Genomic DNA, 24,948 nt, shown 5'->3' with positions numbered 1-24,948 from the left:
GTGGCGCCCTTCACCGTCCTGCACGTCTGCATGGGAAACATCTGCCGGTCGCCGATGGCCGAGCGCCTGCTCGCCCGGGCGCTGCGGGACCGGGCCGGCGAGACCGGCGACGAGCTGGTGCGCAGCGTGAGCGCCGGCACCGGCGGCTGGCACGAGGGCGAGGAGATGAACCCGCCGGCGTCCCGCCTGGTGCTGGCCCGGGGCGGCTCGGTGACCGGGTTCGCGGCCCGCAAGCTGCGCGGCGACTTCATCGACGAGGCCGACCTGATCTTCACGGCCACCGCCGACCAGTACGACTACGTGGTGGCGCTGCGCCCCGACGCGGCCGAGCGCACGTTCGTGATGGGCGAGTTCGGCCGGCTGCTCGGCGCGGTCGACCAGGCCACGCTGCCGGCCGCCGAGGCCACCCCGGACGCGGTGTACGCCCGCGGTACCGCGATCGTCGAGGCGGTGCACCGGCTGCGCGGCGACTCACCGCCGCAGCTCGGCGACGACCTGGACGACCCATGGGGCCGCGGCGACCAGACGTTCCAGCGCATCGCCGACGAGATCGAGGACACCACGGTCCCGTTCGCCAAGCTCCTGCTGCCGTGACCGGCTCCCGATCCGCCGGCGGGCGCTGCACCACACCGGACGACGCCGGCATCGCCGCCGCGGTCGAACTGCTGCGCGCCGAGTCGGTGGTCGCCTTTCCCACCGAGACCGTGTACGGCCTGGGCGCCGACGCGTTCTCCGAAAAGGCGATCGGCGAGGTCTACCGGCTCAAGAACCGGCCCTCGTGGAACCCGCTCATCGTGCACGTGGCGACGGTCGACGCGGCGCGCGCCCTGGCGGCGTCCTGGCCCGCAGTGGCCGACCGGCTGGCCGCGGCGTTCTGGCCGGGCCCGCTGACCGTGGTGGTCCGCCGGGCCGCGCACCTGACCGCGGTCGGCGCCGCGAACGACACCATCGCGATCCGCATCCCGGCGCACGAGGTCGCCCTGCGCCTGCTGGCCGCGTCCGGCCTGCCGCTCGCCGCGCCCAGCGCCAACCGGTCCGAGGGGATCTCGCCGACCACCGCCGGGCACGTGCTGCGCAGCCTGCCGGACGTCCCGCTGGTGCTGGACGGCGGGGCCTGCTCGTGGGGCATCGAGTCGACCGTGCTCGACCTGACCGCCGAGGTGCCGCGCCTGCTGCGGCCGGGCGCGCTGAACCTGCGCGCGCTGCGCGAGGTGACCGGGGCGATCGCGCTGCCGGAGGCGGACACCGCGGACGGCGCCGACCGCTCGTCGCCGGGGATGAGCCGCCGGCACTACGCGCCGCGGGCCACCCTGGTGCTGGCCAAGGACGTCGATCCCGCCGGGCTGGCCGGTCCGGTGGGCGTGCTGACGTACGAGTCCGCGGATGCCGCCGGAGCCGAGATCCTGTCGGCCGACCCGCGGGAGTACGCCGCCGACCTGTACGCGGCCCTGCACCGGCTGGACGACGCCGGGGTGGCGACCATCCTGGTGCAGGAGCCGCCGCAGACCGAGGACTGGCTGGCCGTCCGGGACCGGCTCGCCCGGGCCGCCGCCAGGTAGCCCCGCCCTAGGAAGCAGCCCGGCGCGCGATGTTGCGGGCCATCCCGTTGAAGACCAGGCCGTGGAACGGCAGCACCGAGGCCCAGTACGCGTGCCCGGCCAGCCCGCGCGGCAGGAATACGGCCCGCTGCCGGTAGACGCTGCGCCCCTCGCCGTCCGCGGTGGCCCGCATCTCGAGCCAGGCCCGGCCGGGCACCCGCATCTCGGCCCGCAGCCGCAGCAGCGACCCCGGCACGATCTCCTCGACCCGCCACCAGTCCAGCGCCTCGCCGACCCGCAGCCGGTGCCGGTCCCGCCGGCCGCGGCGCAGTCCGACCCCGCCGGCCATCCGGTCCAGCCAGCCGCGCACCGACCAGGCCAGCGGGAACGAGTACCAGCCGTTCTCGCCGCCGACGCCCTCGATGACCCGCCAGAGCGCGTCCACCGGGGCGTCCACCGGGCGGCTGCGCTCGTCGACGTAGACGCTGCCGCCGGACCAGTCCGGGTCGCTGGGCAGCGGCTCGGCGGCCGCGTCCCGGCCGGCCGCGCTGGACCAGCGGGTCTCCACGTCCGCGTTCCGGATCTTGCCGAGGGCCAGCCGGACCGCCTCGTCGAAGCCCAGCGGCTCGCCCGGCTCGTAGGCGCGGATGTCCTGCTCGTGGGCCACCGCCTCGTGCACCAGGCTGGCCACCAGCGGGCGGGCGATGGCGTTCGGCACCGGGGTGACCAGGCCGACCCAGTGCGAGGAGAGCCACGGGCTGAGCGCCCGGGTGGGCACGATCAGCCGCCGGCGCAGGCCCGCCACCCGCGCGTACCGCTGCATCATCTCGGCGTAGGTGAGCACGTCGGCGCCACCCAGGTCGAAGCCGCGGTTGACCTCGGCCGGCAGGACGGTCGCCGCGACCAGGTAGCGCAGCACGTCGCGGACCGCGACCGGCTGGATCCGGTTGCCCACCCAGCGCGGCGTCACCATGGCCGGCAGCCGCTCGGTCAGGTAGCGCAGCATCTCGAAGGACGCCGAACCGGACCCGATGATCACCGGAGCGCGCAGCACGGCGGTCGGCACCCCGCTGTCCAGCAGGATCCGGGCCACCTCGGCCCGCGAGCGCAGGTGCGCCGAGGCGGTTTCGCCGGGTCTCCGGTCTCCCCTGGGGTTTTCCGCCGCGGGTGGGCTCTGTGGCTCCGGACCGCCGAGGTAGATGATCCGTTTGACGCCGGCTTCCCGGCAGGCCTCGGCGAAGTTGTGCGCGGCCCGCCGGTCGACGTCCTCGAAGTCGCGCCGGCCCAGCGAGTGGACCAGGAAATACGCCACCTCGATGCGGTCCAGCGCCCGGCGTAGCGAATCGGGATCGGGATCGGTGAGATCACCCTCGGCGATCTCGACCCGGCCGGCCCAGGGCACGTCCCGCAGCCGGGCCGCACTGCGTGACAGACAGCGGACGGTATGGCCCTCGTCGAGCAGCCGGGGCGCCAGCCGGCCGCCGATGTATCCGGTCGCACCGGTCACCAAGCAGTGCATAACCGCAGAGTGTGCCCACGTGAGGGGCCTTTTAAGCAATATGCTCGAATCCGGCAGCGTCGCCTGGTCGGGGGAGGGCACGTGGACACCTTCTGGGGGCCGGATTTCGCGTCGCTCGAGCGCGACGATCCGGAGATCGCCCGCGTCCTCCTCGACGAGCTCGACCGGCAGCGCGACGGCCTGCAGCTGATCGCCAGCGAGAACTTCACCTCGCCCGCCGTGCTGGCCGCGCTCGGCTCCACGCTGAACAACAAGTACGCCGAGGGCTACCCGGGACGGCGCTACTACCGCGGGTGCGAGCAGGCGGACCGGGCCGAGGAACTGGCGGTCGAGCGGGCCCGGGAGCTGTTCGGGGCCGAGCACGCCAACGTCCAGCCGCACTCCGGCGCGTCGGCCAACCTGGCCGCGTACGCGGCGCTGGCCGAGCCGGGGGACGTGGTGCTGGCCATGGAGCTGTCGCACGGCGGCCACCTCACCCACGGCAGCCGGGTCAACTTCAGCGGTAAGTGGTTCCACCCGATCGGCTACCGGGTCGCCGCGGACACCGAGGAGATCGACTACGACGAGGTCCGCGACCTGGCCCTGGCGCACCGGCCCAAACTGATCATCTGCGGCTCCACCGCGTACCCCCGCCTGATCGACTTCCGCCGGTTCCGGGAGATCGCCGACGAGGCCGGCGCCTACCTGATGGTCGACGCGGCGCACTTCATCGGCCTGGTGGCGGGCCGGGCCATCCCGTCGCCGGTGCCGCACGCCGACGTCGTGACCTGCACCACGCACAAGATCCTCCGCGGCCCGCGGGGCGGCATGATCCTGTGCCGTGCCGACCTCGCCCAGCGCGTCGACAAGGCGGTCTTCCCATTCAGCCAGGCCGGTCCGATGATGCACGCGGTGGCGGGCAAGGCGGTCGCCCTGCGGGAGGCGGCCCTGCCGGGATTTCAGGGGTACGCCCGGCAGGTCGTCAAGAACGCCCAGGCCCTGACCGCGGGCCTGGTGGCCGAGGGGATGCGCCCGGTGGCCGGCGGCACCGACACCCACCTGGTGCTGGCCGATCTGCGCGAGCTCGGGGTGACCGGGTGCGACGCCGAGGCCCGGTGCGCCGAGGCGCAGATCCTGCTGAACCGGTACGCGCTGCCGTACGACCCGGAGCGGGCCACGGTGGGCTCCGGCATCCGGATCGGTACCCCGGGGGTGACCACCCAGGGGATGCGTGAGGGCGAGATGCGTACGATCGCGGAGTTGATTGGCGCGGCGGTCCGCGCCCGGCCGGACAGCGTGTCCGGTGCCGAGGCCCTGCACGAGCTGGCCGCGCAGGCGCGCGGCCTGGCCCGGGGTTTTCCGGCCTACGAACGGCAGGAGGTGTTCGCATGACCGAACACGGCACGACGCCCGCGGAGGCCGAACCGGTCGTTCCCCCGGCGCCGGACCAGCCGGTGGTGCCCGTGCAGCCGCGGGCCGGTGTCGTGCGCACCATCCTGGGCCGGGACGAGGACGACGAGGACGACCGCCCGCTGCCCGACCTGGCCCCGCTGCCGGCCGACCCGCGCTGGCGGATCGAGCACCTGCCGTTCGTCACCGCGGTCGGCTTCGCTTTCGTGCTCTGCGGCGGCTCGGTCGGTTTCCTGTTCGGCGGCCCGGTGGCGGCTCTCGGCGCGGCGGCCGGCGTGCTGGTGGTAACGGTCGGCGTCACGATCACCACCCTGGTCATCGCCTGGGCCGACGTGGTGCGCCCGGCCCTGGTGCTGCCGGCCGGCCTGGCCGTCTATGTGATCAAGTACGCACTGATCGTCTTCCTGCTGTTCGCGATCGCGTCCAGCGGCTGGGACGGCGCGTACGCGATGTTCTGGGGCCTGGGGATCGGCGCGGTGCTGGTGACCGCCGTGCAGGCCTGGTGGCTGGCCCGGCTGGCCAGCCGCCACAATCCATGAATCACCAGCTCAGCTGCGCTGACCCGCCCGTATCGGTGACAGCCGCGCGGCGGTCGTGGTTTCGACTTGCCATAGGGGAGTACTGTTTCGCCAATTGGCGAGAGCGCCCCGGGACCGAACAACAGGCCGTTGTCCGGGGGGCGCTGCGTAGCTTCCTCCTGCTGGCTGATATCGTTCGCCCGTCATGGCCGGTCAGCAGCCCCCGTCTGAACCCCGCAAGGACGACACCCCACCACCCCTCAATTCCGGGGCCGGTATGGCGGCAGTCAGCTACCTCATCGGGGGCATGCTCGTGTGGGGTGGGATCGGCTGGCTGGTGGACAAGTGGCTCGGCACCGAGGGCATCGCGATGGGAATCGGCGCGGTGGTCGGCGGGGCCGCCGGGGTCTACCTCATTGCGCGCCGCTTCGGCGCCTGACCTGGAAGGGCTATCGTGACCGGTCAGACGAGCCTCCTCGCGGCGGAAGTACCGTTCCCGCCCGGCGTAGGGGACTTCTACCTGCCCAGCATCTATCCGTGGGGTGAGCACGGGGTCTGGTTCACCAAGATCACGCTGCTGCTGTGGCTGTCCGTCGCGATCGTGATTCTCTTCTTCCTGTTCGCTTACCGTAAGCCGCAGCTGGTTCCGACCAAGAAGCAGTGGCTCGCCGAGTCGATCTACGGCTTCGTGCGCAACAACATCGCCACCGAGATGCTCGGCAAGGACGGCGTGCGCTTCGCCCCGTACCTGGCCACGCTTTTCTGCTTCATCTTCGTGATGAACTTCTGGGGCATCGTGCCGGGCGCCCAGATCTCGCCGAACTCGCACATCGCGTTCCCGATCGTGCTGGCGATCAGCAGCTACGTGCTGTTCATCTACCTGGGCATCAAGAAGCACGGCTGGGGCTACTTCAAGCACACGCTGATCCTGCCGGCGCCGTGGTTCATCCAGCCGATCCTCATTCCGATCGAGTTCTTCTCGACCTTCATCGTGCGGCCGTTCTCGCTGGCCGTCCGGCTCTTCGCGAACATGTTCGCGGGCCACATGCTGCTGCTGGTCTTCACGCTCGGCGGCTTCGCGATGATCAACGCGAACGCCCTGCTCGCGCCGATCTCCCTGCTCTCGTGGGTGATGACGATCGCGCTCACGTTCCTGGACTTCGCGGTCATCGCGCTCCAGGCATATGTGTTCACCGTGCTGACCGCCAGCTACATCCAGGGCTCGCTGGCCGAAGAGGGCCACTGACCGTCCCAGCTGTTTGGTAACGCCCCGTAGTCGTCCCGCGTGACAAGCACGCGAGATATCAGGAGGAATTTCCGAAATGATCGTCGCCGAAGTAGTTGGTAGCGTCGCCGCAATCGGTTACGGCCTTGCCGCCATCGGCCCGGGTATCGGTGTTGGCCTGATCTTCGCCGCCTACATTCAGTCCACCGCGCGCCAGCCCGAGGCCGCCCGCATCACCCAGCCGTTCATGTGGATCGGCTTCGCCGTGGTCGAGGTTCTCGCGCTGCTCGGCATCGCGTTCGGCTTCATCTGGCAGGCCACGACGGTGGCCCCCTAGCCCTCCCTCCATCCTCGAAGGAGGTTGCCCATGTATGAGACCTATCTGGCGGCCGAGACCGAGCACAACCCGATCATCCCGCTCTGGCAGGAGCTGGTGCTCGGCACGATTGCCTTCGCGGTCATCGCCTTCGTGCTGATGAAGTTCGTCTTCCCCCGCATGGAGGAGACGTTCAAGGCACGGGTCGACGCGATCGAGGGCGGCATCAAACGGGCCGAGGACGCGCAGGCCGAGGCCAACCAGCTGCTCGAGCAGTACAAGGCGCAGCTGGCCGAGGCGCGCACCGAAGCCGCGCGGATCCGCGACGAGGCTCGCGCCGACGCCGAGGGCATCCGGCAGGACGTCCTGGCCAAGGCCCGGGAGGAGTCCGACCGGATCATCGCGGCCGGCCGGGACCAGCTCGCCGCCCAGCGCGAGAGCATCGTCCGCGAGCTGCGGGCCGAGGTCGGCACGCTGGCCGTGGACCTGGCCGGCAAGATCGTCGGTGAGTCCCTGGCCGACGAGGCCCGGTCGCGCGGCACGGTGGAGCGGTTCATCGCCGAGCTGGACGCGGCCGGTACGACGAGCGGACGGCGCTGATGGCGTCCAGCCTTAGCCAGCAGGCCTACGCCGAGGCGGTGGAGAAGCTCGCCGCCTCGACCGGAACCGCCACGGCCGCGCAGCTGGCCACGGTCGCCGACGAGATCCTGTCGGTGGCCGCCCTGCTGCGCGCCCAGCCCCGGCTGCGGCGGGCGCTGACCGACCCCTCGCGGGACGGTGCCGAGCGGGCCGAACTGCTGCGCAGCCTGCTGTCCGGCAAGGTGTCGGAGGCCTCCGTGTCGACCCTCACCGCGCTGGTCGCCGGGCGTTTCTCGGCGCCGGCCGAGCTGCTCGACGTGACCGAGCGGCTCGGCGTGGAGGCGGTGCTGCGCTCCGCCGACAAGGGCGGAAAGCTCGCCGACGTCGAGGACGAACTGTTCCGGTTCGGTCAGATCGTCTCCGGCAACCCCCAGCTCGCCGTCACGCTCGGTGACCCCGGTGCGCCCACCACCCGCCGCGTTAAGCTGGTCGAGGATCTGCTGAAGGGCAAGTCCCAGCCGGCCACGGTGCGGCTCGTCGAGGTGGCGCTCGAGGGTTTCGGGGGCCGTGGCTTCGAGGGCTCGTTGACCCGGCTGGTCGAGCTGACCGCCGCAAAACGTGACCGGCAGGTCGCGTACGTGACGGTCGCGCGACCGCTCACCGACGCCGACGAGCAGGCTCTGGCTGCCAAGCTGGCCACCATCTACGACCGACCGGTCTCGATCCAGATCGAGGTGAACCCCGCGATCATCGGCGGGGCCAGCGTCCGGGTCGGGTCCGACCTCTACGACGGCACGATCCTGCGGCGGCTCAACGCCGCCAAGCAGGCGTTCGCGAAATAGTTCTTCCCTCGGTTCGCGGCGACGCGGATCGAGTAGGCCCCTCGGTGGCGGCGACGTCCCGAGCTAGACAGAGAAGGCAGAGGATGGCCGAGCTGACCATCTCCTCGGACGAGATCCGGGGGGCGCTAGAGCGCTACGTCTCGTCCTACACGCCCGAGGTCTCCCGCGAGGAGGTCGGCATCGTCTCCGATGCGGGCGACGGCATCGCGCACGTCGAGGGCCTGCCCTCGACCATGGCGAACGAACTGCTCGAGTTCTCCGACGGCACGCTGGGTGTCGCCCTGAACCTCGACGTCCGCGAGATCGGCGTCGTGGTCCTCGGCGAGTTCGGCGGCATCGAGGAGGGCCAGCAGGTCAAGCGCACCGGCCGGGTCCTCTCGGTGCCGGTGGGCGACGCGTTCCTCGGCCGGGTGGTCGACCCGCTGGGCCGGGCGATCGACGACCGCGGCGACATCGCCGAGGAGGGCTTCCGCGAGCTGGAGCTGCAGGCTCCCAACGTGATGGCCCGGCAGCCGGTGAAGCAGCCGCTGCAGACCGGCATCAAGGCGATCGACGCCATGACGCCGATCGGCCGGGGCCAGCGCCAGCTGATCATCGGCGACCGGAAGACCGGCAAGACCACGGTCGCGATCGACACGATCATCAACCAGAAGGCCAACTGGGCGTCCGGCGACCCGGAGAAGCAGGTCCGCTGCATCTACGTGGCGATCGGTCAGAAGGCGACCACGATCGCCTCGATCAAGGGCACCCTCGAGGCGCAGGGCGCGATGGAGTACACCACCATCGTCGCCTCGCCGGCCTCGGACCCGGCCGGCTTCAAATACATCGCGCCGTACACCGGCTCGTCCATCGGCCAGCACTGGATGTACGCCGGCAAGCACGTCCTGATCGTCTTCGACGACCTGACCAAGCAGGCCGAGGCGTACCGCGCCGTGTCGCTGCTGCTGCGCCGCCCGCCGGGCCGCGAGGCGTACCCGGGTGACGTCTTCTACCTGCACTCCCGCCTGCTGGAGCGGTGCGCCAAGCTCTCCGACGAGATGGGCGGCGGCTCGATGACCGGCCTGCCGATCATCGAGACCAAGGCCAACGACATCTCGGCCTACATCCCGACCAACGTCATCTCGATCACCGACGGCCAGATCTTCCTGGAGTCCGACCTGTTCGCCTCGGGTGTCCGCCCGGCGATCAACGTCGGCACCTCGGTGTCCCGGGTGGGCGGTTCGGCGCAGGTCAAGGGCATGAAGAGCGTGTCCGGCCGGCTCCGCCTCGACCTGGCCCAGTTCCGTGAGCTGGAGGCCTTCTCGGCGTTCGCGTCCGACCTGGACCGTGCGTCGCGGGCCCAGCTGGAGAAGGGTGTCCGCCTGGTCGAGCTGCTCAAGCAGCCGCAGTACTCGCCGTACTCGGTCACCGACGAGACCATCGTGATCTGGGCCGGCACCACCGGCCAGCTCGACGACATCGCGGTCGGCGACGTGCGGCGGTTCGAGGCCGAGCTGCTCCAGTGGATCAAGCGGCACCGCAAGGACATGTACACCGCGATCGAGTCGACGAACAACCTCACCGACGACAACATCGAGAGCCTGAAGTCCGGCCTGGACGAGTTCAAGAAGCTCTTCAAGCAGGGCGACACCGGCGTACACCTGAACGAGCCGGAGGCCGAGGCGCTCGGCGAGGGCAGTGAGTCGCGTGAGACGGTGACCCGCGAGGTCCGCCGTCCGGCGAACGACCCGTCCAACCACCCCGCCACCGCCCCTAACCGGACTGAAGGCTGAGCCATGGCCGGTCAGGTACAGGCGCTCCGGCGGCGCATCCGCACCGTCCGGTCGACCAAGAAGATCGCCAAGGCACAGGAACTGGTGGCGACCAGCCGCATCGCCAAGGCCCAGGAGCGGGTGAACGCCTCGAAGCCGTACGCGGAGGCGATCACCGAGGTCCTGACCGCGCTGGCGTCGAACGCGTCGATCGACAACCCGCTGCTGGTCCCGCGTGAGCAGGTCCGGCGCGCGGGTGTCCTGCTGATCACCAGCGACCGCGGCCTGGCCGGTGCCTACAACGCCAACGCCATCCGCACCGCCGAGCAGCTGATCTCCCGGCTGCGGGCGGACGGCAAGGACCCGGTGCTGTACGTGGTCGGCCGCAAGGGCGTCGGCTACTACCGGTTCCGGAACCGGCCGATCGAGGCCAGCTGGACCGGGTTCTCCGAGCGCCCGTCGTTCACGGACGCCAAGACGATCGGCGACGCGCTGCTGGAGGCCTTCGTGGCCGGAGCGGACGACACCGACACGCACTACGGCCCGGACGGCATCCAGGGCGTCGACGAGTTGCACATCGTCAGCACCCGGTTCAAGTCGCTGATGACCCAGAGCGCGGAGGCGCGCTTCCTCGCCCCGATGCAGGTCGAGGAACGCGAGCGCCCGGAGGGACTGCGGCCCGCCTACGAGTTCGAGCCGGAGGCCGACGAGCTGCTGGACGCGCTGCTGCCGAAGTACCTCAACACGCGGATCTACGCCGCGCTGTTGGACTCGGCGGCCAGCGAGTCGGCGTCTCGGCGGCGGGCGATGAAAAGCGCGTCGGACAACGCCGACGACCTGCTCAAGCGGTACACGCGCGAGATGAACTCCGCGCGGCAGGCTGCGATCACCCAGGAAATCAGTGAGATCGTCGGCGGCGCCAACGCGCTGGCCGCGGCGGGAAGTGATGTGTGATGACTGCTGTTGCTGAGCCCACCAAGGCGGAGACCCGCGTCGGCCGCGTCGTCCGGGTCATCGGCCCGGTCGTCGACGCCGAGTTCCCGCGGGACGCCATGCCCGCAATCTACAACGCGCTGCACGTCGAGGTGACCCTCTCCGAGGGCACCAAGAAGCTGACCCTGGAGGTCGCCCAGCACCTGGGTGACAACCTGATCCGGGCCATCTCGATGCAGCCGACCGACGGCCTGATCCGGGGCGCCGAGGTCAGCGACACCGGCGCGGCCATCTCGGTGCCGGTCGGCGACGTGACCAAGGGCCACGTGTTCAATGCCCTCGGCGACGTGCTCAACGCCGACCCGTCCTCGCTGGACGTGCAGGAGCGCTGGCCGATCCACCGCAAGCCCCCGCCGTTCGCCGACCTCGAGCCCAAGACCGAGATGCTGGAGACCGGCATCAAGGTGCTCGACCTGCTGGCGCCGTACGTGCGTGGTGGCAAGATCGGCCTGTTCGGTGGCGCGGGCGTGGGCAAGACGGTGCTCATCCAGGAGATGATCATCCGAGTGGCCCGGAACTTCGGCGGTACCTCGGTGTTCGCCGGCGTGGGTGAGCGCACCCGCGAGGGCAACGACCTCATCCTGGAGATGGAGGAGGGTGGCGTTCTCGACAAGACCGCCCTCGTCTTCGGCCAGATGGACGAGCCGCCGGGCACCCGGCTGCGGGTGGCGCTGACCGCGCTCACCATGGCGGAGTACTTCCGGGACGTCCAGAACCAGGAGGTGCTGCTCTTCATCGACAACATCTTCCGGTTCACCCAGGCCGGTTCCGAGGTGTCCACCCTGCTCGGCCGGATGCCGTCCGCCGTGGGTTACCAGCCCACGCTGGCCGACGAGATGGGCGAGCTGCAGGAGCGCATCACGTCGGTCCGGGGCAAGGCCATCACCTCGCTCCAGGCCATCTACGTGCCCGCCGACGACTACACCGACCCGGCGCCGGCCACCACGTTCGCCCACCTGGACGCGACCACCAACCTGGAGCGGTCGATCTCCGACAAGGGCATCTACCCGGCCGTGGACCCGCTGGCCTCCAGCTCGCGGATCCTGGCGCCGGAGTTCGTCGGTGCCGAGCACTACGCGGTCGCCCGCGAGGTGCAGCGAATCCTGCAGAAGTACAAGGACCTGCAGGACATCATCGCGATCCTCGGTATGGACGAGCTCTCCGAGGAGGACAAGGTCACGGTGCAGCGGGCCCGCCGCATCGAGCGCTTCCTCTCGCAGAACACGTACGCGGCCGAGCAGTTCACCGGCGTGCCGGGCTCGACGGTCCCGCTCAAGGAGACCATCGAGGCCTTCAAGAAGATCAGCGAGGGCGAGTACGACCACTTCCCCGAGCAGGCCTTCTTCATGTGCGGTGGCCTGGAGGACCTCGAGCGCAACGCGCACGAGCTGATGAAGGGCTGACGCCCAGGCGTTTTCCGGGGCCGCGCCGACCACCTGGTGGGCGCGGCCCCGTCGTTTCCTGCAGGTAGGCTTGGGGCGCGGTCCGAGGTCTGATGTTGATGTCTGGGGATGATGTGGCGAAAACGTCATCGAAACGTCGCGCGCCCCTGTGGGCGCGCCTGTGCGCGATCTTCGGCTGCATCCTCATGGTCCTCAGCGGCAGCGCCCTGGTCGGCGGCCAGGTCCTGATGGCCCGGTATGCGGGCGCCGTCGACAACGCCGACCTGTTCGGCAACGCGGCGTCGGCCACCAAGGTCTCCGACATCAAGGGCCCGCTCAACATCCTGCTGGTCGGCGTCGACCCGCGCAGCGAGGAACAGACCCCGCTGTCCGACTCGATCATCGTGGTGCACGTACCCAGGACGATGGACCAGGCGTACGTCTTCTCCATCCCGCGCGACCTTGTGGTCGACATCCCGTCGTTCGCCAAGACCGGCTTCCGCGGCACCCGAGGCAAGATCAACTCTGCGATGGGCTTCGGCAGCGCGGTGGGCAACGGCAAGCACGACCCGGTCCAGGGCTTCGACCTGCTGGCCCGGACGGTCCAGCAGCTCACCGGCATCCAGAAATTCGACGCCGGTGCGATCATCAACTTCGGCGGCTTCAAGAAAATCGTGGACGCCATGGGCGGCGTGACCATGAAGATCGACCAGAACGTGAAGTCGGAGCACCTCCAGCCGAACGGCAAGCCGCGCCCGCGCCTGGCCCGCTGCGCCGACCACAGCTGCGAGCACCCGTACTACGGCCCGCAGGCCGAGTACAAGGTCGGCACCCGGCACCTGGAGGGCTGGCAGGCTCTCGACTACGTCCGCCAGCGGTACGGCCTGCCCAAGGGCGACTACGACCGCCAGCGCCACCAGCAGCAGTTCATCAAGGCGATGGCGAAGCAGGCGCTCAGCAAGGACGTGGTGACCAACCCGACCAAGCTCGACAAGGTGCTCAAGGCGGCCGGCAACGCGCTCACCTTCGACGGCAACGGGCACAGCGTGGTCGACTGGGGATTCGCGCTCAAGGACATCAGTTCCGAGAACATGACGCTGATCAAGCTGCCCGGTGCGTCGCTCTTCAACAACGGCCGCTACCAGGGCGAGGGCCTCGAGGACAGCGCCGACGAGTTCTTCTCGTCGATCCGCACCGACGCGGTCGGCACGTTCCTGTTCCAGCACCCGGAGTACTTCAACAACAACGCCTGAGCGGGCTGGCGGCCGGGGTGTGGCGGTCGCCACCCCGTACCACGACGGCGAACGTCGCCGTCTAGACTTCACCCAATCGGTAATGGCACAAGGGAGACAGCGTGGCCAACCAGCTGCCCGTGAAGGTTGTCGCGGTCGAGGAGCGAGTGTGGTCCGGCGAGGCCGAGATGCTCGTCGCGCGCACCACCGAGGGTGAGATCGGTGTCCTCCCCGGCCACGCACCGCTGCTCGGCCTGCTCAAGGAACCCTCCCAGGTGCGGGTCAAGCTCGCCGGTGGCGAGCAGCTGACCTGGGACGTCAGCGGTGGCTTCCTCTCCGTCAGCCAGGACGGCGTGACCGTGCTCGCCGAGAGCGCCGAGTCCGCCAGCCCCGACGCGCACTGACCCCGACATGCAGATTCTGGAAGTCTTCGGAATCTGCATCGCCGCGTTCTTTGCGCTGCTCTTCATGATCTTCTTCCGCCGCCGGCTGCTCATGGTCGGCGGCGGCGCCATTCGGTTGCAGGTGCGGGTCAGCACCATGGTGCCGGGCCGGGGCTGGTCCACCGGCATCGGCCAGTTCGTCGGCGGCGAGTTGCGCTTCCACCGGATGTTCAGCCTCGCCTTCCGCCCTAAACGGGTGCTGGACCGCAGCCGCCTGGTCGTCGAGCAGCGGCGCGGCCCGGACGGCCCGGAACGGTTGATCATGCCGGCGCAGTGGGTGATCCTGCGCCTCGGCACCCGCTCCGGCGAGATCGAGATCGCGATGGCCGAGGCCACCGCCACCGGCTTCCTCTCCTGGCTCGAGGCCGGCCCGCCCGGCCAGCCCGGCAGTTTCGCCCCCCGCCCGCGGGCCGTCGAGCGCTGACGCCGACCGCATGATCCGGCCCATGCGCATCCGGGTGGTCGACGCCTTCACCGACCGGCCGTTCGGCGGCAACCCGGCCGGTGTGGTGGTCCTCGACGGCGACGCCTTCCCCGACCCGGCCTGGATGCAGCTGGTGGCCGCCGAGGTCAACCACTCCGAGACCGCGTTCCTGCACCCGCTGCCGGCCGGCGCCGAGGCCGACGATGCGCTGCGCTGGTTCACCCCGGCCGTCGAGGTCGCGCTGTGCGGGCACGCAACGCTGGCCACCGCGCACGTGCTGCACGCCACCGGCGCCACCGCGGGCACGGTCCGGTTCGCCACCCGCAGCGGTGTGCTGACCGCCACGGCCGGCGACAGCGACTGGCACACGCTCGACTTCCCGACCGCGCCGCTCGCCCCGATGGAGCCGCCGGCCGTGCTCGCCGGCCTGCTCGGCGCCCCGCCCGTCTCGGTGCACCACACCGGCCTCCACACCGACGACCTGCTGGTCGAGCTGGCCGACGAGGCGGCGGTGCGCGAGCTGCGGCCCGACCTGGCCGGCCTGGCCCGCGAGGAGCACCGCGGCGTGGTGGTCACCGCGGCCGCTGCCGCTCCGGACGCCGGCTACGACTTCGTCTCCCGCTTCTTCGGCATGGCGGCCGGCGTCGCGGAGGACCCGGTGACCGGCAGCGCGCACACGGCGCTGGCACCGTTCTGGTCGGCGCGGCTGGGTGGCCGCACCGAGCTGACCGGATACCAGGCGTCGGCGCGCGGCGGCCTGGTCCGGGTCCGGCTGGCCGGCGAGCGCACCCACCTCACCGGCCGCGCTGTCGTGGTGATCGACGGCGAGCTGCACGCCTGACCCGGCCGCGCCCGGCCCGGCTGCGCCGGTTGTTGCCCGCGGCTAGGCGCTGCCGCCGGGCACCCACTTCACGTCGCCGCCCGGGTTGGCGCTGCGGGCCAGGATGAAGAGCAGGTCGGAGAGCCGGTTCAGGTATTTCGCCGGCAGCTCGCTGGTGCGTGCCGCGTCGGCCGCCCGCAACTGCCAGGCCGAGCGCTCCGCCCGCCGCGCCACGGTGCGGGCCACGTGCAGCAGGGCGGCCGCCGGCGTCCCACCCGGCAGGACGAAGCTGTCGAGTTTCGGCAGGCGTTCGTTGAACTCGTCACACCACCCCTCGAGCCGGGTCACGTAGTCGTCGGTGATCCGTAGCGGGGGATAGCGGGGGGCGTCCTCGATCGGGTTGCACAGGTCGGCGCCCACGTCGAACAGGTCGTTCTGCACCGCGGTGATGACGGCCCGGATGTCCGCGGGCAGGTCACCCAGGGCCAGCGCCACGCCCAGCGCGGCGTTGCACTCGTCGGCGTCGGCGTAGGCGGCGATCCGCGGGTCGGTCTTGGCGACCAGCTCGTTGTTGCCCAGCCGGGTCTCGCCGCCGTCACCGGTGCGGGTGTAGATGCGGTTGAGGTGTACAGCCATGGGTCCACCCTACGGAGGCGACGTTGGGCCGTGGCCCATACCATGGCCCGCGTGGATGTGATCAGGGTGAAGGGCGGCGCACAGCTGTCCGGTGACGTGACCGTCGGCGGGGCGAAGAACTCGGCGCTCAAGCTGATGGCGGTCGCATTGCTGGCCGAGGGCCGCAGCGTGGTGGAGAACGTGCCCCGGATCACCGATATCGCGATCATGGCGGAGGTCCTGCGCCGGCTGGGCTGCCGGGTCACCCTCGACGGCGGCCGGGCCACCATCGACGTGCCGGCCGAACCGGGCAGCGAGGCCGACTACGACCTGGTCCGTCGCCTCCGCGCGTCGATCTGCGTGCTGGGCCCGCTGCTGGCCCGCCGCGGCTACGTCCGGGTGGCGCTGCCGGGCGGCGACATGATCGGCTCGCGCGGGCTCGACATGCACTTCTCCGGCCTGACCCGGATGGGCGCCGAGATCTCCGGCGAGCACGGCTTCGTGATCGCCTCGGCGCCCAGCGGACTGCGCGGCAGCAAGATCTGGCTGGACTTCCCGAGCGTCGGCGCCACCGAGAACCTGCTGATGGCCGCGGTCCTGGCCAAGGGCGTCACCGAGATCGACAACGCGGCCCGCGAGCCGGAGATCGTCGACATCTGCGAGATGCTGAGCGCGATGGGCGCCCGGATCGAGGGTGCCGGCTCCGCGACGCTCACGGTCGAGGGGGTGGGCGAGCTCAGGCCGGTCGTCCACACCACGATCGGGGACCGGATCGTCGGCGGCACCTGGGCGTTCGGTGCGGTGATGACCCGCGGCGACGTGACGGTCCACGGGGTGCGGCCGGAGTTCCTGGACATCGCGCTGGACAAGCTGGTCACGGCGGGTGCGCAGGTCACGCCGGGTGACAACCAGTTCCGGGTACGCATGGAGGACCGTGCCCGGGCGGTCGACATCGTGACGCTGCCGTACCCGGGCTTCGCGACGGACCTGCTGCCGATGGCGCTGGGACTGGCGGCGGTGGCCGGCGGCTCGTCGCTGATCACCGAGAACATCTTCGACGGCCGGTTCATGTTCGTGAACGAGATGGTCCGGCTCGGCGCCGACATCCGCACCGACGGGCACCACGCGGTCGTGAACGGACGGGAGCGGCTGTCCGGTGCGCCGGTGCGGGCCACCGACATCCGGGCCGGTGCCGGGCTGGTGATCGCGGGGCTGTGCGCCGAGGGCGTGACCGAGGTCGGTGAGGTGCACCACATCGACCGCGGCTACCCGGACTTCGTCACCGATCTGGCCAAGCTGGGCGTCGAGGTGGAACGGGCCGACGTGCCCGAGCCGACGTTCGACTTCTGAGCCTTCCCGGCGCCGCTCCGCCCGGGCGGCTACAGCGCGGGGGAACCGCCGACCAGGCGGCGCGCCTCCTCGACCTCCTCGGCGAAGACCAGGACCGCCATCCGGCCGTCGCGGTCCACCGCATGGGTGGCCCGGATGCCGGCGTCGCCGAGGAGCCGCCGGATCTCGTCGGCCACGTCCGGGTCGTCGGTCACCGCAGCGGGGTAGAGCAGGCCGTAGTCGTCGGGCTCGCCGAAGATCGCGAGGCCGTCCGCATACCTCTCCATGCTCTCTTCCCTTGCGAAAGTCCAATGCAGCCCCATGCGCCAGAAGACGGCGCCGAGAAAGCCGACCAGACCGACGGCAATCAATGGCCCGATGAGGTACCAGCCGTTGCCTGTGGCCATGGGCATAGTCTGGCACCGAGGTGCGGCCGTTTACTCGGATTTGCCCCGATCGGGACCGTGCTCCGGACCACCCGCCGGGCCTGAACTTCCGTTCAGTAGCATCGAGGCACCCCGGGCAGTGGCGCCCCGGGCGTGGCGGAAGGGGAAGACACATGGCGGGTCGTCTCGCGGTCATCGGATCCGGACTGATGGGCTCCGGCATCGCGCAGGTCTCGGCGCAGGCCGGCTGGCAGGTCACCATGCGCGACGTCGACGACGCCGCGACCGCGCGCGGCATGGCGGCGATCCGGGACTCGCTGGCCCGCTTCACCGCCAAGGGCAAGGTCACCGAAGAGGACGCGGCCGCCACCCTGGGCCGGATCACCCCGACCACCGACCTGGACGCGGCCGCCGACGCCGACGTGGTGGTCGAGGCCATTTACGAGAAGGTCGAGGCCAAGCACGAGGTCTTCCGCGCCCTCGACAAGATCTGCAAGAGTGGGGCCGTCCTGGGCACCAACACGTCGGCCATCCCGATCACCCAGATCGCCGCGGTCACCGAGCGGCCCGAGTCGGTGGTCGGCATCCACTTCTTCTCCCCGGTGCCGATGATGAAGCTGGTGGAGCTGGTCCGCGGCTACCAGACGTCGGACGAGACGCTGGCCGAGGCCCGCTCCTACGCCGAGGAGGTCGGCAAGACCTGCGTCGAGGTGAAGCGCGACGTGGCCGGTTTCGTGTCCAACCGGCTGTTCTCGGCGCTGCTGGTCGAGGCCATCAAGCTGGTCGAGTGCGGCGTCGTCTCGGCGGCCGACCTCGACACCGTGATGAAGCTGGGCTTCGGCCACACCATGGGCCCGCTGGCCACCGTGGACCTGACCGGCCTGGACGTGATGCTGAACGCGGCCGGCAACATCTACCGGGACACCGCCGACGAGAAGTTCTTCCCGCCCGAGCTGCTGCAGCGCATGGTCTCGGCCGGTGACCTCGGTCGCAAGACCGGAAAAGGCTTCTACACGTACTGACCGGCGGTATTTTTCCCGGTATGACCAGGCTTGAGGGCGCTACCGGGACGCGGGCGGGCCCGACACCGGAAGATTTGCAGTGGGCCATGGGCGAGGCCAGCAAGGAGCTGGTCCCGGTCGCTCCCGGCTGGTTCCGGGCCTGGCCCACGGGAGAGGACAAGTGGTCGGTCATCAACGTCCGGGCCGCCACTCAACTGGTCGTCAACCACAGCCGCGAGGACGACCGCCACCCGACCAGCTGGACCGTCCGGGCCCACTACGGCGGGCACGCGATCGAGTTGCGGGTCGGGCCGTACGAGACCAAGGCCCAGGCCACGCTGGTCGCGCAGGCCATCCTCAAGCTGGCCTACCGGGAGAAGGCTCCGTAGCCGGCGGTCCAGCGGGTGGGGACTCAGCGGCTGGTGGCTCAGCGGCTGGTGGCTCAGCGGCTGGCGGCTCAGCGGTTGGCGGCTCAGTTGCTCGCGGCGAACGCCAGCGACATCAGGGTCGCGGCGATCATGCCGCCGAGCAGCGTCAGGCCGACGCCGCCGATGTCCAGCTTGGCCTCCAGCCGGCGGTGCGCGAACACGGCCGCCACTGGCACACCGGCCGACGGCGCCACCAGGAAGGCCAGCCAGCCCAGGCCCCGGATGACCGAGCCGCCCCACACACCCGTACTGCCGAATGTCACCAGGCCGGAGGCCAGCAGGCCGGTGAGCGCCGCGATCAGCGCGCCCACCAGCGGCAGCAGCGGCAGCGCCCGGCGCGGCAGCGCGCGCCGGGCGGCCGGACGCACCGTCACGTCGATGCGCTCGGCGGCCCGGGCCAGGATCACCCGGGGAGACTCGCGGACCACCGGGATGTCGGCGTCGTCGGCCGCGGCGGCGGCCGGATTGCTGGGGAGGGCGGCCTGCGGCAGCGCGTCCACCGGTGCCGGTTCCGGCATCTCGCCCAGCGAACGGACCCGCAGGCCCCGGGCCCGGCGCAGCTGGTCCCACAGGCGGGCGGCCTCGCGGTCCACGTCCAGCACCTGGGCGGCGGCGCTGCCGGCCCAGCGGTCGGCGGACAGCGCGTCGCCCTCGGCCCGGGCCAGCTCGCCGGCGGCCTGGTCGGCGCTCTCCTGGTAGGCCTGCTCGGCACCGGTCAGGCCGGTGTCGCGGCGGTGGGTGGCGTCGGCCAGGGCACTGACCATCAGCTGATAGTCGCGCCCGATCGGCTGGCGGTCACGTGTGGTCACTGTTCACCTCGTACGGGATGATCACTTCAGGGGTGCGGTGCACCGAGCGGTCGAAGAACAGGGCTCGCCGGGTGCGTGGGTACCAGACCGGGCCGCCGGGCTGGGGATAGAGCGGGGCCAGGTCGGCCCCCTGCACGTCGAGCGCCACCCAGGCGCCGATCGGGTCGAGCCGGGCGCCGGTGCCGCCCAGGCTGTCGCGCAGCCGGGCCACCGAACGCCACCAGCCCAGGACGTGCGTGCGCTGCTCGGGACCGTCCGCCAGCAGGCGGCGCAGGGTGCCCTGGTCGGCGCCGGCGTCCAGGGCGTAGCCGAGCACGTAGTGCGGGATGTCCAGGAACGGGAGTTCGGGCAGGCCGTCGTACCAGTCGGCGGACGGCAGCTCGGCGATCAGGCGGGCGGCGGCCCGGGTGGCGTCCGGGTCGAGGCAGACGATGCTGAAGTGCGCGGGGCCCTGGGCGGCCAGGGACAGCGCGGCGGCGGCCAGCACGTCGCAGGCCTCGTCGGGGCGGGTGCCGAGCACGGCGAGATTGCGGCCGGGCATCCGGCCCAGCCGCAGCCGGGCGGGACGGGCCGCGACGTCGATCCGCTCGCCCAGCACGGCGCCGGGTGACGAACCGACCGGGGCAGCGGCGTCCGGCACCGGGCCGGACGGACGGCACACGGCCGGCAGCCGGGGCACGGCGTCGCCGTCGAACAGGCGGGGTTCCTCGCAGCCGTCGGGGCGGGCGCGCCACAGCCGGTGCTGCAGGCTGCGCCAAACCGCGCGGTCGCCGGCGTCGGGCAGGCGGACGATCCGGTTGGCGCCGGCGGCACCGGCCTCGGCGTTCACCACCGCGTGGTGGCGGGCGATCACGGCGGCGGCCAGGTTGTTGTCGGCCAGGATGCGCCTCGCCTTGGGCAGGGCGATCCGGAGCGTGAACTGTCCGATCAGGCTGGAGCGGCCCCACAGCGCCTCGATGCCGGAGACGTCCTGCGAGGCGAGGATCAGGTGGATGCCCTGCGAGCGGCCGCGGCGGGCCAGGTCCTCGAGCAGGGTCACGGCCTCGTCGGCCACCGCGTCCCGGCCGGTCAGCAGCACCTGGAACTCGTCGATCACGGCGACGATCCGGGGCCACGTGCCGGTCGGGTCCTCGGTGCGCAGCTCGGCCAGCTTGGTGGCGTCGTGGCGCTTGGCCGCCTGGGCCCGGGTGCGTAGTTCCTCGCCCAGGTGACGGAGCATGGCCAGGCCGAACTCGCGGTCGCCGTTCACGTTGATGCCGGCCAGCCGCACCTGGGGCAGCCAGCTGGGGTCACGCGGGCCGGGCACGAACCGGGCGAACGACACGCCCTCCTTGAAGTCCAGCAGGTAGAGGGCCAGCTCGGCGGGGCCGTACCGGGTGCTGAGCGCGGCCAGCCAGGCGTAGATCAGGTTGGTCTTGCCGGAGCCGGACGGGCCGCCGATCAGCGCGTGCGGGGGGTCGTCGCCGAGCAGCACGTCGATCAGGGAGCCGTCGGTGCTGTCGCCGATCGGGGCGATCAGGCCGTGCGCCGACGACTCGGCCCACAGTTCGGCCGGCTCCAGGTCGGCGAGCCGGGCCGGGGGCGGGCCGGCGCGCATCCGCTCGGCGGTGGCCCGGCAGAACGCGGTGACCTGTTCGGTGGGCGGCGGGCCGTCCAGCCGGATCGGCAGGTCGCCGGTCATGTCGCAGGTGGCGGACTCGCCGCCGGCGGCGGTCAGCCGTACCACGGTCGGGTGCTCGGCCAGGGTGAGCCCCCGGACCACCAGATGTACGCCGCAGGTCACGCCGGTGCGGGCGATCCGGTCGAGCTGGGCGCGCTGGCTCGCGGTCATCTCGGCGGCGGTAGCGGCGTCGGCCAGCAGCACCACCACCCGCCACGGCTCGGGGCGCGGCCCGACACCGCCACGGGCGCCGGCCGCGGTCAGGTCGGCGAGCGACACGTACTCGCCGGCCAGCACCGTCTCGTTGACCCGGCAGATGTGCTCGACCAGGCTGTCCAGCAGGGCGCCGAGCCCGCCGGGGCCGACGAACGAGATGCCGAGCGGGGCGAACGGGGCCAGCGTGCCGCCGAGGTGCTCCGGGTCGTACACGGTGAGCTGCACGTCACCCGGCCGGGTGCTGCCGAGCGCGCGCAGCAGGAGGCCCATGATCACCCCGTCCACGGCCTCCGGCGGTCCGCTGAGCTCGAGGTGGGCCGCGTCCAGAAGCGGGACAAGGGCGGGTACGGCGGCGGCGTCCTCCAGGGCTAGCGTGCCGACCCGGAGCATGCCGGGCCGGAAACCGCGCTCGGGTTCGGTGGGCTGCCAGAGCCGCCACGGGGTGCCCGCCGCGCCGACCGCGCTCAGGGCCGCGAGCCGGCGCACGTTGGTCGCCAGCCGGGCGGATTCGTGCTGGTAGCGGCGCTGGATGTCGCGGCGGGCGGCATCCCGGGCCTCGGCCAGCTGGTGGAGACAGGTGGCGTACGCGTCGCGGACGAGCCGTCGCCGGTTCTGCGCCTCGCCGCGCGCCGCCTCGGCCGCCGCCAGGACCGCCCGGGCCGCACCGCGAGCCTCGGCCAGTTCCTGCCGGACGGCAGCGACCAGAGCGTTGCGGTGGCTACCCACGCGGTCCCCGAAATTTCACGATGGGGGATTTTACCGATTTTGCCCCGGGATAGTCGATTATGTGCTGCGTGTCGGTGTGCGCGCCCTGGTCAGCCAACGCGGGTCGGCGCCCATCAGCTCGTCCCACAGCCGGCGGGAGACGATCGCGGCCGCCTCGGACTGCCAGCGGCGCAGCGTCGGCCGCGACACGTTCCGGCGCATCCAGTCGACCGCCAGCCGGGCATCCCGCTCCAGGCCCTCGGTGCGCGGGCGTCGTTCGTACGGGTCAAGGCCGAGAATCACGCAGAAGTAGAGCGCGCTGTAGTGCCGCCACTCGTCGCTGGTGTCGAACTTGCCGGCCGGTCGCAGCCGGTCGACGCTCTCGGCCAGCACCGCCCGCAGTTCCAGCGCCCGGGCCAGCGGCTGCTCGGCGGCCAGCGCGCCGAGCCGCCGGTCGACCGCGGGCAGATCGGTGAGCGGGCTGCGCATCAGCCGGCCGAGGTTGTCGTAATTGTCCAGCGCCTGCCGGGTGAACCGGAGGAAGTCGTCCCGATCGGTGGTGATCAGCCGGTGCCGCTGCCGGTGCCGGGGCAGCGCGTCGGCGAGCAGCAGCAGCGCGGCCCGATCCTGGTGCAGGCGCTCGTCCGACCGGAACGCGACGGTGTCCAGGATCCGCCGCACCCGGCCGGCCAGCGCCAGCCCGGTCATCGCCGTCGCCACCACGCCGAACTGGAGCAGCAGCACGTCCCGGCGGTCCGGCACGGCGACGATGGTGAGCACGGCCGCGGCACCGATCGGCACGGTCACGGCGACCGCGGCGAGCACTGCGCGGATCAGGTGCGGGCGCAGGCGCTCGCCCACCTCGAGCGCGTCCGCGACCGCCACCAGGAAACCGAGCATCAGCAGGTCGACACCCATGGCGGCGAGCACCAGATCGGGCCCGCCGACGTCCACCGGCAGCAGCACCACGGCGAGGGCCACCGCGTACAGGACCGCCACCACGGTGAGCGCGAGCGGCAGCACCGGCGGCTGCACCTGGTCGCGGAACCGCCAGAGCAGCACCAGGCCGCCGAGCAGCGGGGCGAGCGCGACCAGCCGGCCGGCCGACGGCAGCGCGATCACCACGGCCAGGAAGACCACCGAGAGCACCAGCCAGCCGACGTCAATCTGACGGCGCTCCGGCAACGTGCGGGGGAGCAGGGCGACCGCGGTGCCGGCCCAGAACAGGGCCGGCACGCAGAACAGAATCTGGGCGGGTGCCGAGGCGGGTGCGATGGTCCAGGCCACAAGCCCGATCGCGTACGCGGCCAGGGCCGCCGCCGCCCGTGCCGAGCGCGCCCGGCACGGATCCCGGCCGATCAGGTAACAGGCGCCCCACCAAGCGAGGGCGAAAGCGGGAACGGCGATCGCGGGCACCCGAGAAGTCAAACAGACAGATGCCTGCTCCCGGAACCCGAGAGTTGGGCGCGTTCCCGCCGCCGGCGTCGTCGGCGGCGCACCACCTGCACCGTGGCCCACCCCAGCAGAGCCAGCCCCACCAGCACCAACACCGGAACGAGGAGGGCCAGCAGGGACATCGTTACGCTGCCGAGATCTTCCGCGGTACTGGCCACCGGTGCACCCGCGCCGGCCGTGCTGACGTTGACCACCGGCCGGGCGGCGGCCTTGACCCCGTGCACGAACAGCGCGATGACGACGCCGGCCGCGATCGGCACCCACTGGTGCGTGGTGAAGAACGCGCCCGGGTCGCTGACCGTGACGGTCTCGGCCGAGGAGCCGGCCCCGAAAGCGAGGCCGCCCGCGGTCGGCCGGACGAAGGTCTGCACGACGTCGTTGACGTGATCGACCACGGGGACCTTGTCGGCCACCACCTCGACGGCCAGCAGCACGGCGAGGATGGTGAGCACCCAGCCGTTGCTGAGCCACGACCAGCCGGCCGGCAGGTCGACCAGCTCGGTGTACCGGGCCAGGGCGCCCATGGTGAGCAGGGGGATGTAAGCGTTCAGCCCGGCCGATGCGGCCAGACCGGTACCGGTCAATGCTTCGAGCACACTTCCAGCATGGCAGCACCGTTCCACCAGGACGGCGCCCAGCAGGACAGCATGGGGCGAGTGCCGCCGTGGGCCGCGGGCGCCGGCGTCCGCTACTGTCGTGCGGTGCGCCTGGTCATCGCGAAGTGCTCCGTCGACTACGTCGGTCGTCTCTCCGCCCACCTGCCTCCCGCCACCCGGCTGCTGATGGTCAAGGCGGACGGCTCGGTCTCCATCCACGCCGACGACCGCGCCTACAAGCCGCTGAACTGGATGAGCCCGCCCTGCAAGCTCCAGGAGGCGCCGGGCGTCTGGAAGGTGGTGAACAAGGCCGGCGAGGAGCTCCGGATCACCCTCGAGGAGATCTTCCAGGACACCTCGTACGACTTGGGCGTCGACCCCGGCCTGGTGAAGGACGGCGTGGAGGCGCACCTGCAGGAGTTGCTGGCCGCGCACCCCGAGACGTTCGGCGAGGGCTGGACCCTGGTCCGCCGGGAGTACATGACCGCGATCGGCCCGGTCGACCTGCTGTGCCGGGACGCCGCCGGCGGCTCGGTCGCGGTCGAGATCAAGCGGCGCGGCGAGATCGACGGGGTGGAGCAGCTCACCCGGTACCTCGAGCTGATGAACCGGGACCCGCTGCTGGCGCCGGTGCAGGGCGTCTTCGCGGCCCAGGAGATCAAGCCGCAGGCCCGGGTGCTGGCCACCGACCGGGGCATCCGGTGCGTGGTGGTCGACTACGACAAGCTGCGCGGCATGGAGCGCAACGAGCTCACCCTGTTCTGAGATCGTTCCGGG

The 24,948-nt window shown here is 71.6% G+C and carries 27 protein-coding genes; 20 read left to right on the top strand and 7 right to left on the bottom strand.

Annotated elements, in window-relative coordinates; all coding sequences use genetic code 11:
- Both Ari01nite_RS06535 and Ari01nite_RS06530 read left to right on the top strand, forming a co-directional pair.
- Positions 1 to 594 carry an arsenate reductase/protein-tyrosine-phosphatase family protein gene (locus Ari01nite_RS06535; RefSeq protein WP_203780127.1) on the top strand — a complete coding sequence of 198 codons (594 nt, stop codon included), beginning with the start codon at positions 1 to 3 and terminating at the stop codon, positions 592 to 594.
- Positions 591 to 1,559 (top strand): L-threonylcarbamoyladenylate synthase, encoded by a 969-nt coding sequence (locus Ari01nite_RS06530; protein WP_239162512.1) that lies wholly within the window; start codon positions 591 to 593, stop codon positions 1,557 to 1,559. The genes Ari01nite_RS06535 and Ari01nite_RS06530 overlap by 4 nt, the downstream gene beginning before the upstream one ends.
- Before the next feature lie 7 nt (positions 1,560 to 1,566).
- Here Ari01nite_RS06530 and Ari01nite_RS06525 read toward each other — a convergent pair whose 3' ends face one another.
- Positions 1,567 to 3,057 carry an SDR family oxidoreductase gene (locus Ari01nite_RS06525; RefSeq protein WP_203780125.1) on the bottom strand — a complete coding sequence of 497 codons (1,491 nt, stop codon included), beginning with the start codon at positions 3,055 to 3,057 and terminating at the stop codon, positions 1,567 to 1,569.
- A gap of 81 nt (positions 3,058 to 3,138) precedes the next feature.
- Here Ari01nite_RS06525 and glyA point away from each other — a divergent pair, with 81 nt between their 5' ends.
- The 14 genes from glyA to Ari01nite_RS06455 all read left to right on the top strand — a co-directional run bounded on the left by glyA (position 3,139) and on the right by Ari01nite_RS06455 (position 14,992).
- Complete coding sequence (gene glyA, locus Ari01nite_RS06520; protein ID WP_239162511.1) at positions 3,139 to 4,428, top strand: serine hydroxymethyltransferase; 1,290 nt, start codon at positions 3,139 to 3,141, stop codon at positions 4,426 to 4,428.
- Positions 4,425 to 4,985, top strand: coding sequence for a hypothetical protein (locus Ari01nite_RS06515; protein ID WP_239162510.1), 561 nt, complete (start codon positions 4,425 to 4,427; stop codon positions 4,983 to 4,985). The genes glyA and Ari01nite_RS06515 overlap by 4 nt, the downstream gene beginning before the upstream one ends.
- A 256-nt stretch (positions 4,986 to 5,241) precedes the next feature.
- Positions 5,242 to 5,403: an AtpZ/AtpI family protein gene (locus tag Ari01nite_RS06510; protein ID WP_239162509.1), complete on the top strand. Its 162-nt coding sequence runs from the start codon at positions 5,242 to 5,244 to the stop codon at positions 5,401 to 5,403.
- A gap of 15 nt (positions 5,404 to 5,418) precedes the next feature.
- Positions 5,419 to 6,210, top strand: coding sequence for a F0F1 ATP synthase subunit A (gene atpB, locus Ari01nite_RS06505; RefSeq protein WP_203780122.1), 792 nt, complete (start codon positions 5,419 to 5,421; stop codon positions 6,208 to 6,210).
- A 76-nt stretch (positions 6,211 to 6,286) separates the two neighbouring features.
- Positions 6,287 to 6,526: an ATP synthase subunit C-like protein gene (locus tag Ari01nite_RS06500; protein WP_203780121.1), complete on the top strand. Its 240-nt coding sequence runs from the start codon at positions 6,287 to 6,289 to the stop codon at positions 6,524 to 6,526.
- A gap of 30 nt (positions 6,527 to 6,556) precedes the next feature.
- On the top strand, positions 6,557 to 7,105 hold the full coding sequence (locus Ari01nite_RS06495; protein WP_203780120.1) for a F0F1 ATP synthase subunit B: 549 nt from the start codon (positions 6,557 to 6,559) through the stop codon (positions 7,103 to 7,105).
- On the top strand, positions 7,105 to 7,926 hold the full coding sequence (locus Ari01nite_RS06490) for a F0F1 ATP synthase subunit delta (RefSeq protein ID WP_203780119.1): 822 nt from the start codon (positions 7,105 to 7,107) through the stop codon (positions 7,924 to 7,926). Before Ari01nite_RS06495 ends, Ari01nite_RS06490 begins: the two co-directional genes overlap by 1 nt.
- Positions 7,927 to 8,009: 83 nt before the next feature.
- Complete coding sequence (gene atpA / locus Ari01nite_RS06485) at positions 8,010 to 9,698, top strand: F0F1 ATP synthase subunit alpha (RefSeq protein WP_203780118.1); 1,689 nt, start codon at positions 8,010 to 8,012, stop codon at positions 9,696 to 9,698.
- A gap of 3 nt (positions 9,699 to 9,701) precedes the next feature.
- Positions 9,702 to 10,631, top strand: a complete 930-nt coding sequence (locus tag Ari01nite_RS06480; protein ID WP_203780117.1) for a F0F1 ATP synthase subunit gamma — start codon at positions 9,702 to 9,704, stop codon at positions 10,629 to 10,631.
- Positions 10,631 to 12,073, top strand: a complete 1,443-nt coding sequence (gene atpD, locus Ari01nite_RS06475) for a F0F1 ATP synthase subunit beta (protein WP_203780116.1) — start codon at positions 10,631 to 10,633, stop codon at positions 12,071 to 12,073. The genes Ari01nite_RS06480 and atpD overlap by 1 nt, the downstream gene beginning before the upstream one ends.
- A gap of 92 nt (positions 12,074 to 12,165) precedes the next feature.
- Positions 12,166 to 13,305: an LCP family protein gene (locus tag Ari01nite_RS06470; RefSeq protein ID WP_203780115.1), complete on the top strand. Its 1,140-nt coding sequence runs from the start codon at positions 12,166 to 12,168 to the stop codon at positions 13,303 to 13,305.
- A 101-nt stretch (positions 13,306 to 13,406) separates the two neighbouring features.
- Positions 13,407 to 13,688 carry a F0F1 ATP synthase subunit epsilon gene (locus tag Ari01nite_RS06465; RefSeq protein ID WP_203780114.1) on the top strand — a complete coding sequence of 94 codons (282 nt, stop codon included), beginning with the start codon at positions 13,407 to 13,409 and terminating at the stop codon, positions 13,686 to 13,688.
- Between the two features lie 7 nt (positions 13,689 to 13,695).
- Positions 13,696 to 14,151 carry a DUF2550 domain-containing protein gene (locus Ari01nite_RS06460; protein WP_203780113.1) on the top strand — a complete coding sequence of 152 codons (456 nt, stop codon included), beginning with the start codon at positions 13,696 to 13,698 and terminating at the stop codon, positions 14,149 to 14,151.
- A gap of 22 nt (positions 14,152 to 14,173) precedes the next feature.
- Positions 14,174 to 14,992 (top strand): PhzF family phenazine biosynthesis protein, encoded by an 819-nt coding sequence (locus tag Ari01nite_RS06455; RefSeq protein ID WP_203780112.1) that lies wholly within the window; start codon positions 14,174 to 14,176, stop codon positions 14,990 to 14,992.
- A 42-nt stretch (positions 14,993 to 15,034) separates the two neighbouring features.
- Here the strand turns inward: Ari01nite_RS06455 and Ari01nite_RS06450 are convergent, their stop codons facing one another.
- Positions 15,035 to 15,607, bottom strand: coding sequence for a cob(I)yrinic acid a,c-diamide adenosyltransferase (locus tag Ari01nite_RS06450; RefSeq protein ID WP_203780111.1), 573 nt, complete (start codon positions 15,605 to 15,607; stop codon positions 15,035 to 15,037).
- 42 nt (positions 15,608 to 15,649) lie between these two features.
- Here Ari01nite_RS06450 and murA point away from each other — a divergent pair, with 42 nt between their 5' ends.
- Positions 15,650 to 16,936, top strand: a complete 1,287-nt coding sequence (murA, locus tag Ari01nite_RS06445) for a UDP-N-acetylglucosamine 1-carboxyvinyltransferase (RefSeq protein WP_203780110.1) — start codon at positions 15,650 to 15,652, stop codon at positions 16,934 to 16,936.
- A 29-nt stretch (positions 16,937 to 16,965) separates the two neighbouring features.
- Here murA and Ari01nite_RS06440 read toward each other — a convergent pair whose 3' ends face one another.
- Entirely contained in the window at positions 16,966 to 17,322 is a 357-nt protein-coding gene (locus Ari01nite_RS06440) for a hypothetical protein (RefSeq protein WP_203780109.1), read from the bottom strand.
- A 152-nt stretch (positions 17,323 to 17,474) separates the two neighbouring features.
- On the opposite strand from Ari01nite_RS06440, the gene Ari01nite_RS06435 reads away from it, so the two are divergent.
- Together Ari01nite_RS06435 and Ari01nite_RS06430 are read left to right on the top strand one after the other, a co-directional pair.
- On the top strand, positions 17,475 to 18,323 hold the full coding sequence (locus tag Ari01nite_RS06435) for a 3-hydroxyacyl-CoA dehydrogenase family protein (protein WP_203780108.1): 849 nt from the start codon (positions 17,475 to 17,477) through the stop codon (positions 18,321 to 18,323).
- 20 nt (positions 18,324 to 18,343) lie between these two features.
- Positions 18,344 to 18,691: a hypothetical protein gene (locus Ari01nite_RS06430; protein WP_203780107.1), complete on the top strand. Its 348-nt coding sequence runs from the start codon at positions 18,344 to 18,346 to the stop codon at positions 18,689 to 18,691.
- Between the two features lie 83 nt (positions 18,692 to 18,774).
- On the opposite strand, the gene Ari01nite_RS06425 is transcribed toward Ari01nite_RS06430, so the two are convergent.
- The 4 genes from Ari01nite_RS06425 to Ari01nite_RS06410 are packed head-to-tail and all read right to left on the bottom strand — an operon-like array spanning position 18,775 to position 24,171.
- A complete protein-coding gene (locus Ari01nite_RS06425) occupies positions 18,775 to 19,539 on the bottom strand; it encodes a hypothetical protein (protein ID WP_203780106.1) in 765 nt (254 codons plus the stop codon).
- On the bottom strand, positions 19,526 to 22,141 hold the full coding sequence (locus Ari01nite_RS06420; protein ID WP_203780105.1) for an FtsK/SpoIIIE domain-containing protein: 2,616 nt from the start codon (positions 22,139 to 22,141) through the stop codon (positions 19,526 to 19,528). Before Ari01nite_RS06420 ends, Ari01nite_RS06425 begins: the two co-directional genes overlap by 14 nt.
- Before the next feature lie 57 nt (positions 22,142 to 22,198).
- Positions 22,199 to 23,536 (bottom strand): hypothetical protein, encoded by a 1,338-nt coding sequence (locus Ari01nite_RS06415; protein WP_203780104.1) that lies wholly within the window; start codon positions 23,534 to 23,536, stop codon positions 22,199 to 22,201.
- 8 nt (positions 23,537 to 23,544) lie between these two features.
- Complete coding sequence (locus Ari01nite_RS06410) at positions 23,545 to 24,171, bottom strand: DUF4126 domain-containing protein (protein ID WP_203780103.1); 627 nt, start codon at positions 24,169 to 24,171, stop codon at positions 23,545 to 23,547.
- 105 nt (positions 24,172 to 24,276) lie between these two features.
- Here Ari01nite_RS06410 and nucS point away from each other — a divergent pair, with 105 nt between their 5' ends.
- A complete protein-coding gene (gene nucS / locus Ari01nite_RS06405; RefSeq protein WP_203780338.1) occupies positions 24,277 to 24,936 on the top strand; it encodes an endonuclease NucS in 660 nt (219 codons plus the stop codon).
- Positions 24,937 to 24,948 lie beyond the last annotated feature (12 nt).

It is taken from the genome of Paractinoplanes rishiriensis (assembly GCF_016862375.1).
Classification (GTDB): domain Bacteria; phylum Actinomycetota; class Actinomycetes; order Mycobacteriales; family Micromonosporaceae; genus Actinoplanes; species Actinoplanes rishiriensis.
The sequence above is the reverse complement of the archived record's forward strand: the minus strand, read 5'-3'. Positions and strand labels throughout refer to the sequence as shown.